At 42.0% G+C, this 11,218-nt stretch carries 12 protein-coding genes; 3 read left to right on the top strand and 9 right to left on the bottom strand.

What is annotated here, in order from left to right; genetic code table 11:
- Positions 1-22 precede the first annotated feature (22 nt).
- From R2R28_RS12765 to R2R28_RS12725, 9 genes are all read right to left on the bottom strand, one after another.
- Entirely contained in the window at positions 23-2,476 is a 2,454-nt protein-coding gene (locus R2R28_RS12765) for a TraG family conjugative transposon ATPase (protein WP_316826077.1), read from the bottom strand.
- On the bottom strand, positions 2,454-2,765 hold the full coding sequence (locus tag R2R28_RS12760) for a plasmid transfer protein (protein WP_316826076.1): 312 nt from the start codon (positions 2,763-2,765) through the stop codon (positions 2,454-2,456). Before R2R28_RS12760 ends, R2R28_RS12765 begins: the two co-directional genes overlap by 23 nt.
- A gap of 3 nt (positions 2,766-2,768) precedes the next feature.
- Complete coding sequence (locus R2R28_RS12755) at positions 2,769-3,077, bottom strand: DUF4134 domain-containing protein (protein ID WP_316826075.1); 309 nt, start codon at positions 3,075-3,077, stop codon at positions 2,769-2,771.
- Positions 3,078-3,155: 78 nt separating this feature from the next.
- A complete protein-coding gene (locus R2R28_RS12750) occupies positions 3,156-3,470 on the bottom strand; it encodes a DUF4134 family protein (RefSeq protein ID WP_316826074.1) in 315 nt (104 codons plus the stop codon).
- 2 nt (positions 3,471-3,472) lie between these two features.
- Entirely contained in the window at positions 3,473-3,805 is a 333-nt protein-coding gene (locus tag R2R28_RS12745) for a hypothetical protein (RefSeq protein WP_316826073.1), read from the bottom strand.
- Complete coding sequence (locus tag R2R28_RS12740; protein WP_316826072.1) at positions 3,802-4,173, bottom strand: hypothetical protein; 372 nt, start codon at positions 4,171-4,173, stop codon at positions 3,802-3,804. Before R2R28_RS12740 ends, R2R28_RS12745 begins: the two co-directional genes overlap by 4 nt.
- An 8-nt stretch (positions 4,174-4,181) precedes the next feature.
- The gene (locus tag R2R28_RS12735) at positions 4,182-4,829 is read right to left on the bottom strand and encodes a ParA family protein (protein ID WP_316826071.1); all 648 of its coding nucleotides are present in this window, start codon (positions 4,827-4,829) and stop codon (positions 4,182-4,184) included.
- Between the two features lie 17 nt (positions 4,830-4,846).
- On the bottom strand, positions 4,847-5,995 hold the full coding sequence (locus tag R2R28_RS12730; protein WP_316826070.1) for a relaxase/mobilization nuclease domain-containing protein: 1,149 nt from the start codon (positions 5,993-5,995) through the stop codon (positions 4,847-4,849).
- Between the two features lie 319 nt (positions 5,996-6,314).
- Entirely contained in the window at positions 6,315-6,719 is a 405-nt protein-coding gene (locus R2R28_RS12725; protein WP_316826069.1) for a plasmid mobilization protein, read from the bottom strand.
- A 1,049-nt stretch (positions 6,720-7,768) separates the two neighbouring features.
- Here R2R28_RS12725 and R2R28_RS12720 point away from each other — a divergent pair.
- From R2R28_RS12720 to R2R28_RS12710, 3 genes are all read left to right on the top strand, one after another.
- A complete protein-coding gene (locus tag R2R28_RS12720) occupies positions 7,769-8,356 on the top strand; it encodes a trypsin-like serine peptidase (RefSeq protein ID WP_316826068.1) in 588 nt (195 codons plus the stop codon).
- Between the two features lie 244 nt (positions 8,357-8,600).
- Positions 8,601-10,244 carry a caspase domain-containing protein gene (locus tag R2R28_RS12715; RefSeq protein WP_316826067.1) on the top strand — a complete coding sequence of 548 codons (1,644 nt, stop codon included), beginning with the start codon at positions 8,601-8,603 and terminating at the stop codon, positions 10,242-10,244.
- A gap of 5 nt (positions 10,245-10,249) precedes the next feature.
- Positions 10,250-11,218, top strand: coding sequence for a MoxR family ATPase (locus tag R2R28_RS12710; RefSeq protein WP_316826066.1), 969 nt, complete (start codon positions 10,250-10,252; stop codon positions 11,216-11,218).

Below are 11,218 nucleotides of genomic sequence, written 5' to 3'. Positions count from 1 at the left end.
ATTAATAATAAAATTTAACTGATTATTGACCCAAAGAAATATTCACCGAAGTGACAAATTCACCCATGGATAGCCCACTGGCCTTCAGGTCGGAAACAAAGGCATCGAGCGCCGTGGGATAAGATCCAAACCGTAAAACATAACTTTCTACCGCCAGTTTTTCAGGCTTTTCTGTAGTGTAACAGAGATACTGTTCAAGCGACACCTCCACCCCGTATACTTCACCCACTGCACCGCGCCTTATATAGACTTCTTTAAACCTCCCCCTGCCAGACCGGTTATCCAGTTGATTGATACTGAAAATTTTCCTCTGCTCGGTTTCACTGATCGAGAGCAAAGCTGCAATCTCCTTGTAACTGTCTTTGAATTTGGTCTGGTCGAGCAATATGACGGTATCGGAAGAACTGACGATTGTATTTTTCACAATTTCATTCCCGATGATATCTTCAAGGTCCTGGGTGACTGTGATAATCTCCCCCCAGAATTTACGGGCCGTTTTATAAACAAAGACCATATAGCCTGCCATGAGCGGAGACGAAATCGATTTCCACGCCTCTTCTATTTCCAACAACTTCCTAAAACCATTTCTGTGCCTCAGCTTTTGGACATACACATCCATAATAATGAGTGTCACAAGTGGGAAGAGTATTTTATGCTCCTTCACATTATCAATTTCAAAGACGATAAAGCGCTCGTTCAACAATGAAGTGTCACCGGGTTTGTTGAGGATCGTACCGAATTCTCCACCCCGATAAAACTTCTTTAAAATAAATCTCGCCTGCTCAAAGTCAAAAGGAACTGATTCCTCTTTCATGATCAGCGGGATCTTGTAGAGAGAAAACTCATAAAAGGAATCAAAACATAGCGATCCGATTTTCGGCACATCCGGCAATGGATTGAACCAGTTGGCATAATAGGCGCCGATTACATTCGACCAGATATCCTTTTCCAGTTGCGTAGCCGTACCGTCCTGCCCTTTTACGCAAAGGATAATCAGGGTAGATAGGAAATCCTTTTTTTCGATATTGTATTCATGCTCACTCATCGCAAAGGGATTCATCGTGATCGGCTCTGCTTCCGAATAAGTGATATATTTACCGCCAAAATAACTGCACAGCCCGGAATAGGAATGACCGGTATCAATGATCACCACGTCCATGTTATACAGCTGGTACTGCTCCAGAAGCGAATTCATCAAAAAAGATTTACCAGTACCTGAAGGCCCGAGCACGAATTTATTACGGTTATTGATCCTTCCTGTTGCCATTGGCAGATCCTCAGGATCAATTGACACCGGCACGCCTTTCCTGTCTGTAAAACGGACCAAAAAACCGGACTCTTCGTCTTTTTGAGGCGCTTCTTTAAAAAACAGACATAGCGCCGCTTCAGCAGTAGTGAGAAAAAAATCGTACTTTTTAAGTTCAACGGCATTTCCGGGCAAGCAGGTACGAAACAGCTCCATCTGGTTATAGGCATTCTTTGAAGGCACTATTCCCATCTGAAAAAGCGCACTCTCTATAAAATTGCAGCTCTTGGAGATATGTTCATTTTTAGCACAGACCACAATATTGAAATGTGCATTGATGAGCACCTGATTGTCCCTGGCCACATCATCAAGCAGCATCGAGATATCTTCCACGCAAATAGTGTTGACAGGGTCCGGAATCCCGGAATGCCTTTTCTTTTTTAGCTCCAGCGCTGAAAGCACCTTGGACTGCGAAGGGATTTCAATCACCTGGTTATAAAGCAGGCAGTCAAAATCTGGAACCCTGAAAAGAAAAGATAACATATCCACCGGAAAATCCCTTATCCTTCCGCCTTCCGCCAGATTACCAAAAGCCGGAAGATCCTGCGGAAGCTCAATCTGATCAATATCTATGAGCGGGATGCACCGGACCGTCTTGTCCCCAAGACCGATGCCAGTCTCCCCGGATTTATAATTTTCCAGGGAAACCGGCCCCTGAGAAAAATTCATGGCCATCGTCCGCAGGACAAGTTTATTGATTTCCCTTTCCCGCAAGAGATTGGGCATCATGCCGCCAGCCACCATAATATCCATCACCTTGGATATCATCTGCCTGAAATCCCGCAGGGCCGTTTTATCATACTTGTAAAAACGTGAAATTACAGACTCTTTGGTGATGACCAGATAGGTCTGCTGCTTATTGAAGATCCGTCCGGAAAAGTGTTTATTATAGCTTTGCTGAAGATATTCTTGAGCGGGGGCTGAATGGAAAACAGCTTTTGAGACTACATCGATCTTCTGGATCATATGCCCTTCCCCTATGATGCCCACCAGGTTCATGAAAACAGAATGGAAATTTTCAAAGGCTTCCGCATCGGCTGCATACTGACAAACAGGGTTTTCCATTTCGATCACCACTGAAAATTCACCATTCATCCCGTAGAGCAAATCTTCGCTCATCCCCACATCAACGCCCATATAGGGAAGTTTAAATTCGTTCTTGCCTGACATATCTATATATTTTTTGAAGATTGCATGGGTGCAGGTAAATTCCCCATAACTTATTTTTATCGTACAGCCCTTTTTTCTGGCGGGAGCCAAGCCAGAAAAACCCTGAAAGGAGCATACCGATCATGACTATCGCCCCGACATACATACTCATAATGGCCATTAACAATGCACCAGAAACTAAGGACAACAATAAAATGCCAAGGCCCCAATAGATAAACCTGCCCTTGAAACCCTTATAGGTCAGTGGACGTTGCAGGCCTTTGTATATTTTATATCTTTTGGCTTCCATATCTTATAGCCCGAAGAAAGCCTTAACGATCAGCGAAGAAAGAACCAGGAAAAGGCATGAACCGCCCCATCCCATCAGCTCTTTGTTAATATCCTGGTCACCACTGTTCCATTTGGAATACACCCTGATCCCACCAACAATACCTACAATACCACCGATAACCAGCGCAATATTGGATGCCGGATCAACATAGGTCTTTAAGGTCGAGGTCGCGGTATTCAGTCCATTGACGCCGCTTTGGGCAAAAAGAAAATCTACCTGGGTTACCAAAAACAAAAGGATAATGAAACGCACATTCTTGATTTTTTTCATAACAGTTTTAATTAAAGGATAAATGGATGGAAATAAAAAAAGCCCTGGAAGGGCAATGGATTACTAGTAAAAAATAAATTAAAGACCGAAAAGGTGTAAAAGAAAAGTCCAGCTCAAAAGCAAAAAAAGCGCGGAGAAAAACCAGGCGGGAATATCCATACTCACATCTTTTCCCAATTGCCACTTGTGGTAGATCACCACAGATCCAACAATGGCAATCAGTGCGGAGACCACATAGGAAAAGTCCCGCATCGAAAAAAAATACTCCCTGATCCATGAATGCGCCTGCCCCATTTCAGCAATACCTGGCTGGGCCAGCAAAACCACAGGACTTACAACTAAAGCAAACAGTTGCACCAGCAACAGTAATAACAAATGCCTAAACCTTTTCATAATCAAAAGCTTACTGCCTTGGTGTATTCGATGGATTCATCCCTGGCAAGCTCAAAGAGCTCCCGTATGGAAATCCCGCCAGAGGAAACGATAGGCGAATCTGATGCATCCCCCTCACCTTCCCCGATAAAGTAATCAACTTCTGAAAACCCAGGGTCCAGATCCTCCATTGCTATTTTTTTCGGCAGATCGGAAGAAGAAATGCCAACGGAAACCACCTCCGTACCGCTGTCCTTAACAGCCTCACCAAGCCTGGAATAATCAAAAAACAGGTTGACCCCATAATAAAAGCAGTAGCTGCCAAGGAGATAAATAATAAATTGTGTCCATGTCATAGTTCGAAATTTTCTAAGGTTTGTTTGATATAAGTTTTAAGTTCCGGGTGCTTCTGAAATAGATAATGGATGGAAAACGCGATAAAACGGTTCATATCAATTCCCGAAGCCAGCTTAAAACTGTTCAGCAGCTTTACCGTCCTTACATCCAGCCTTGGATGGAGCATATGGGTATTGCCCGAACAGTCAAACCCCTTCATCGCCTCCAGAATCCCGGCAGCGGCTGAAAGGGTTTTCTTTTCCATAACAAGCTTCCCCTTTGTCGCAACAGCACGCCCAGCCCCATTACCACCAACAAGCTTCCCCTCAAAGGGCAGCGATATTGACCTGCGCAGCTCATCTGCTATTGAAATAATCTTCTTTTCCATAATACATCTTATTGGCTGGCAGGTTGTGGAATAGAAAGACTGATATGGCTTTCATAAATCTTTTCAAAGACAGGAAGAATGATGGGATAAAGCACCAACGGGGTCTGAAAAGTACTTGTACGCTGAAAATCCACCCGGTCAGAAATCGCTGCAGTCAAAGTCCCGAAGCGGATCAGCTGGTGCTCAACTTCCGTCTGGGTTTCATACTTCACATTTCCCTTTACCCTATTTGGTACAAAAAAAACAGGAACATCCTTATTGATCTTCTTTAAAACCACAGAAAAGAGAATTGTTGAATCAAAACTGAATTCATCATAAGAAAAAGGGCAGATTACAAGATCTGCAGAAGCAAACACCGGCATCAGGCCATCATCATCAAGTTTTCCGGGAAGATCAATGACCACAATATGTTCCGGACTTTGGGAGAGCACAGTAAACATGGAAGGAAAATGTTCCAGTCCCGCAGCAATGACCTCATAAGGTTCAGTGTTCTCCAGTATTTTGGACTTCTCATATTTCTGGGCCAGCGACTGCTGATAGTCCATATCAATAACAGTGACCCGCCGTTTTTTAACAAGGGTTAAAAAATTTGCAAGCAATAGCGTGAGCGTACTTTTTCCAGCCCCCCCCTTTTGGTTTCCGATAATTATCAGCATGATTAATTGATTTAAGTTTAACGTGTATTGGTACGGGCCATGCCCTTGCGCTGACGGTTCCTGCCAAGGATAGCTTCATCGTCAATATCTTCCGCCAGGTCAGGCAGGCTTAAAACAGAACTATCATAATTTGAGCATCCGGTAACAGCTTCCGAAGGTATTCCCGACACTCTACTATCCAAATTGGTGTCTTCCGCCATCTTGCCATTAAAAACATGACCATCCGTGCTTTCCCCAACCAGCAATGTTATTTTCATCACCTCAGAGCCTTTGAATACATTCTTGTCAGCATGGTCAATAATAGTATAGCCGTAAGGAAAATGACCACCTGAATAATGAAAGATGAACTGTAGGCCAAATCTGGAAGATAAAAAATCCCCCAGCTCAGAGCCACAGCGGAATAATGGATCAGGATTGTTATCAGCCGATCCATGCCGGTCGAGGGGTAACGGACTATATTGGAGTTTATATTTATTAATGATTTCCCGAAGCTGCACAACCCTTTTAACGGTGCTCTTATTCAGTAAAATCTGTTTGTCAACTTCAGAAAGTTTTATACTATGTACCTGTCCATTCTGACCACTTATTTTTAACTGCCCAACATGCTCATCTTTCTCTGTCTTAAAACCCATAACCTCAAACAAAAGCCTGAACTGTGCTACTGTGGAAAACCTGTATTTCAGCATTTTAACGGATACAGATTTAATATCCGTTTTAGCATCCTGCTCCAAAACCTGTGAAAGCATTCTGATAGATCTCAGTTTCTCAAAAGCCGAGGATATCTTTTTCCCAGTTTTATCGATCCTTGTGGACACCGCGTGAATGTGGTTATTTTGTGTATCATTATGAAAAACAAGCAGGTAAGGATTCTTCCCATAACCCATTTTTGAAAGCCAGTTCCGGGCAATCCTGGTCAGGTCTTCTTTAAGTGTTGACCTTCCCCTGGCAGAAATGACCGCATGAAACTGAGGCTTTGAAACCCTTTTATTTACTGAAGAAACCGCCTTAAAATAATTGATGTAATCAGAAGGCCTGAGCGAAGAAAGAAACCCAAGCGCACCAAAGTTGGAAACATTCACCAGTTCCCCCTTCCCTAGCTCAACCTTGTCCGTATTATAATTCACTCCAGAGAAACTGGCGGAAGAAGAAAGTATCTTTACAATCATATATCAGGATATTTAGTCACAGCGTTCAGCAGTTATAAAGATCCAAAGCCATTTAAGGAACCATATAACCAGCCCACCAGAAACACAGCTATAAAGTTTCAGCGTTAGCCACATAACTGAATAACCAAATGACAGGCTACCAGTTAACACAGCCACCCATATACCTACAAAACCATGGGACCAGCTATACGGATAACCAAGGAACTAACGAACTGTATAACCAGTTACTTCCGCAGCAGCATAACTCAAAACAAAAACCAAAGAAGTAAAAGTTAAACCATCCAGTGGCGGCCACGATCAGGCAAAAAGAATCTGCCCCCTACTTACCGGCCAACCTCACCATCCTGCGCAGGAGCACCTCCAGCCGTTTTTGCATCTCCTGATAATCCATCAGCAGGATATTGAAACGCTCGGCAACAACAACAGAAAGAATTCCCTGCCGGTTCAGCGCATTCGCATATCTCGCCAATTGATTAATATTATTACCTGCCCTACCCATTTCAGTCCCCAAAAGATCAAGCCCACCGATCAACTGCTCCGCATTTACGATTACACGCTCAGAACCAGTCAGAATCCTATTTCTGATCAGATCAGCTTTAGAAATGCCCAAAGTATTCTCCAGCCTTAAGATCAGCTCAAACTCAGCACTTGTAAAACGCACATCAATCTTTTTATCACGTTTACCGCAGACCAGTGGTGGTCTTCCCAGTTGACTTTTCTTCATAACGCTCCAGATAACCAAAAAAAAGAAAACGAGCCGCGAGTTTTCTCAACCCTGATGGTGGACTTAAGCGAAGCGCAAGGCCAGTCAACAGGGCAAGGGACTTTTTGGCCAAGAGAGAATCCCACAGGGATTTTCGTCGGACAAAAAGACATCTTGCATTTATAAAAAGCAGAAGCCACCTATGGATATCATAACCCTCTATCTAAAGGGAAAATTGTCAGTCCATAAAAAAAGGGGCACATGGCCCCTTAATCACCTAAACTAAACACAAAACCCAAAGTCTTCGGTGGATCGGAACTACTCGCGTCGGTCCATACGGACCGGGCCCTCGCCTGCCCCTGCGCTTTCATGATATTGATACGATCTCAATTTCGCAGGATTTTCCGCTTCCGCAGAATAATGCTTCATTCCAGTATGTCAAAGAACAGACTCCATATGGCATAGTGACTCTACGCCATAGGCAAATAGATAATCCTATTACTTTTAAAAAGCTATAGCTTCTAGTGAATTTCTACAAATGGTCTTTTTCACCCCGTCTCATTAATCACTTCCCTACATTAGCACTTCCCTGAGAGTGAAGGTCCGGTAGAACTACTATGTAGAAAGCATATTAGCTTTGAAACCTGTTATATAGATTTCTTGGTCCAAACGTATCTATGAATCAAAAAAAAAGGAATTTTTGAGCTCAAATGGACCAGATTGATACCTGGATGAGCTGTTAACGAGCCATAAAAGAATGTATCATTGATAGCTAATTCTTCCTGGATAATATCTAATCTCATTATGATGGACTCTTAGAAGTTCAGCAGTTAGATTTCTGAACATAATTAGATAAAGAAAAAATTGTGATATTTTGGGACCTTCTCAGAGAAAGATTAAACAATTGTCTGTTTTAATATCCCCAACAATTGACTATCTTGTCTAATCTAAATTAACATATCATCATGCCTTCAAAACTAGAAATCGTTACCGACACCAATAAAAGCCCCTATAATAATATTTGTTTTCAACAGATTACAAGGGGCCAAGTTATAAGTTCCCCCACTTTTTTGTCTACAGGATTTCTGATCCGGCCAAATGTTATTTTGACCGCAGCCCATAATGTCTACTCTCCTATCCTTTCAGTGGTAAAAAAAATTGTACTCACACCGGGGAGATACAGGAACAGTAGCGCACATAGTCCAATAGTAATTAATGGAAAAGCATTGTGTCAATCAGCGATACGGGTACACCCATCTTACACCTTTACCGATGGTCAACGGATCCGCTACGATTTTGCGATCATCATCATTCCCGATTCAATTATCAAGAGTTCACCCGATTGGCCAAAAGAAACAAGTTTTGAAATATTACCAGATGTTATCCTAGAAAAAGGAAATCAGGTAACGGTTGCCGGTTATCCTGCAAGTAATGGGTATGATGGTTCCCTCATGACAACACAGAGCCAGATTATCGAATTAGTGAATGATCTCTCTTTTGATCATCAATTGGAAACAGAAACCGGTAATAGCGGATCTCCAATCTGGATAGAAAAAGATGGAAAAATACTGGTTGTTGGGGTACATACTTTTGACGGCGCCGGAACCAAACTTACCCGGGAATACATTGAGATGATATTAAAATGGATTAAACCCTAGAATATCAATGGATGGTACACAGATTAAGAAACCTGACCGGCAAGTCAGGGACAATGACTGATGCCTCATTATTAGTAGAATATCTCCACCGCACTAAATCACGGAATTTATCGAAAACTCATAAAAACCCATCACCTATACCTATGATTGCATAAAAGAAACTAAAAATACCAAATTTGTTAAAATAACGTAAATTAGTGCCAGCCATAATTTAGTTCAATATAACACAACCATTCAATAATTAATGACGCACTCTCAGCCAAAATCTGCTTCAGCTTTCTCCCATTCTCATCAAACAAGCACGGAAGTAACAGAGGGTATAACCTATATTATCAGTATTGGCATAGATCGTTATGCTTCTGCTGGAGTTGTTGATTTTGTACACGGGACTTGTGAGCGGGATGCGCAGGATATTGTAGAATGCCTTACGGCAAAATATGAAAATTTCGAATTATTTGACCGTATACTTTTCAATGAACAGGCAACTAAAAATGCAATATTAGAACTAATACGAAATTTTTGGGAGAGTAGTTTTAATACACACGCCAACAACCTTTTGATCTATTTTTCCGGACACGGAACCCTTCTTGACGTGGGAGACCAGGGAGCCGGCCGTGGCTGTATTATTCCCCATAAGGTTAGTATATCAAGACTGAATGACCTGATTACCTTTAGTAACATTAAAGATGAACTGATCTCAAACAAAACCAAAAATTGCCTGGTTATAGTCGATTCTTGCAATAGCGGCTCATTTTTTCTTGCCAGCGAATCGAATCCCCTTATCGGAAGCACAACCATTGAACCTAAATCAGCCCGATATACTGCCGCGTTGGTGGCCAGCCGTGCAAATGAAAATGCCAAAGCGGGAAATGCAGGGGAAAACAGTCTTTTCACGAAAAAGTTACTCGAGATTTTAAGAAAACCGGACCAACAAGAATTCAGTTCAACCACACTGAACACGTATTTACAAAACATTTTCAACAACCCCACCGATCCGAAGCCCGTATTTGGCAGGATTGAAATATCGGGAAGAGATAATAGCGGAGAGATTTTCTTTAAAGTCAAAACTACAGAGTACAATAAGACTATGGCAAAGACTTTTTTACAGGATGGATTAAATCGGTTAAATTTCGACGATCAGTTACTCATGTTCCATAAATTTAAGACCGCGGATAAAAAACATTTGGCAATTTTTCGGGGCAAACAGCAGAGCGGACTTTGGCTCCTGGCAAAGATGTCGAGGGACAACCCTTATTTTCCAAAAAAGCACTGTCATAAATATGGATATGCCTATTTACCTGGAATCACCGGTAACGGCATGGATAAACTCCTAACCATTTTCAATAACTTATACGGCATCCAAATAGGCGACATAAATACGTTAGCAGGGTACATTTCAAGCAATCTGGCAATTCAGGGGGTTCATATCAATATAGACCTGAGCCCGCGAAATTCAGAAGAGGTCCTGCGGTTGAAAGACAAAAAGGAATTTATCGAAGCACTTATCAGCCTACTAATTAAAATAGACCATAATTATAACGAAGACAATAAACTCGTTGTCTGCCTATATGACCATTCAGATGCAGATTTTAAAGATGCGGTTCCTGCTGCCCCAATTGCTAATTTCAATATGATAATATTTCCTCAGATTGCGGATTTTGACGAAAACAAGGCCACCCTTTGGTATCTTAGGGAAAGAGCTTTTTATAACGGCAACAATGAAAAACAGTTACTGTTCGATCAGCTTTTTGAGGGGGAAATTTTAAACAACCTAACCGAGATCTGCAATGAAGCAGGGCTCAACCCCGGAAAAACCGTAGAGATCATCTGCGCAAGAATGTGCATTCCGGTCCTCGCAGATGAACTATTAAATAAACCTTTAAGCTAAAAAATATGAGCCTACACTTATACCACGGTACTGCAATAGAAAATCTCGCCAAAGTCACAGAGATGCAGCTACCTGTAAATGTCGCCCCTTACATACCTTCAAAACAGTTGATAAAAGCAGTACAGCTCGCACAGATCCTTGGAAGACCTTTATTGGTGAAAGGCGAACCTGGCTGTGGAAAAAGCAAACTAGCGGAGGCAGTTGCAGTGGAAATCCATGGAAAAGATTTCCTAAACAACTATTTTGAATGGAATATAAAATCTACCAGCAAAGCAAAAGATGGACTTTACTCAATAGACTATCTACAGCGTTTGAGTGATGCTAATATTGAAAAGAAAGATGAAAAAAGCCTGGGGATCGAACTCAAAAAAATCAAAGAAAATATCTATGAAGAGCACGGAACCTATATCGACCTGGGTGAAATCGGAAAAGCCTTTATGGCGAGCCGCCTCAACCCATCTAAGCCACCTGTAATATTGATTGATGAGATTGACAAAGCAGATATTGATTTCCCGAATGATCTTTTGTTTGAGCTGGACAGAATGGAATTCGACATTCCGGAAATCCGCAACCCCGACACCCAGGTCATCATCTCTGCAAACCCTGCGAACAAACCGGTCATTATCATCACCAGTAATGATGAGAAACCGCTTCCACCCGCCTTTTTACGCAGGTGTCTGTTTTTTTACATAGACTTCAAAGACATTAAACTTGAAGATATCATACTTTCCCGTTTTCCCGATCTTAAGAAAAGAGAACTTGCCCGGCCAGCAGTGGAGGCATTTCAAGGCTGGCGGGATAAAATCCATTCAGAAGGCTCCAGCCTAAAAAATATTTCAACAAGCGAACTACTGGACTGGATCTACCTGATCGACCGTGATAAAGGAATCACCCAGATCGATCCACAGAAGCCCCTTTTCCCCGAAGTATTATTAAAAGATATTGAGTCAATAAAGCTGTTTACAGAATCTTAA

The sequence above is a fragment of the Pedobacter miscanthi genome, from assembly GCF_032678605.1.
In the GTDB taxonomy this organism is placed as follows: Bacteria; Bacteroidota; Bacteroidia; order Sphingobacteriales; family Sphingobacteriaceae; genus Pedobacter; species Pedobacter miscanthi_A.
The sequence above is the reverse complement of the archived record's forward strand: the minus strand, read 5'-3'. Positions and strand labels throughout refer to the sequence as shown.

What these genes read in the sequence shown, in the direction of transcription:
- R2R28_RS12715 (WP_316826067.1), top strand. Translation starts at nt 8,601, where the DNA reads ATGACGCACTCTCAGCCAAAATCTGCTTCAGCTTTCTCCCATTCTCAT.
- R2R28_RS12755 (WP_316826075.1), bottom strand. Translation starts at nt 3,077, where the DNA reads ATGAAAAAAATCAAGAATGTGCGTTTCATTATCCTTTTGTTTTTGGTA.
- R2R28_RS12740 (WP_316826072.1), bottom strand. Translation starts at nt 4,173, where the DNA reads ATGGAAAAGAAGATTATTTCAATAGCAGATGAGCTGCGCAGGTCAATA.
- R2R28_RS12745 (WP_316826073.1), bottom strand. Translation starts at nt 3,805, where the DNA reads ATGACATGGACACAATTTATTATTTATCTCCTTGGCAGCTACTGCTTT.
- R2R28_RS12730 (WP_316826070.1), bottom strand. Translation starts at nt 5,995, where the DNA reads ATGATTGTAAAGATACTTTCTTCTTCCGCCAGTTTCTCTGGAGTGAAT.
- R2R28_RS12725 (WP_316826069.1), bottom strand. Translation starts at nt 6,719, where the DNA reads ATGAAGAAAAGTCAACTGGGAAGACCACCACTGGTCTGCGGTAAACGT.
- R2R28_RS12750 (WP_316826074.1), bottom strand. Translation starts at nt 3,470, where the DNA reads ATGAAAAGGTTTAGGCATTTGTTATTACTGTTGCTGGTGCAACTGTTT.
- R2R28_RS12735 (WP_316826071.1), bottom strand. Translation starts at nt 4,829, where the DNA reads ATGCTGATAATTATCGGAAACCAAAAGGGGGGGGCTGGAAAAAGTACG.
- R2R28_RS12710 (WP_316826066.1), top strand. Translation starts at nt 10,250, where the DNA reads ATGAGCCTACACTTATACCACGGTACTGCAATAGAAAATCTCGCCAAA.
- R2R28_RS12760 (WP_316826076.1), bottom strand. Translation starts at nt 2,765, where the DNA reads ATGGAAGCCAAAAGATATAAAATATACAAAGGCCTGCAACGTCCACTG.
- R2R28_RS12765 (WP_316826077.1), bottom strand. Translation starts at nt 2,476, where the DNA reads ATGTCAGGCAAGAACGAATTTAAACTTCCCTATATGGGCGTTGATGTG.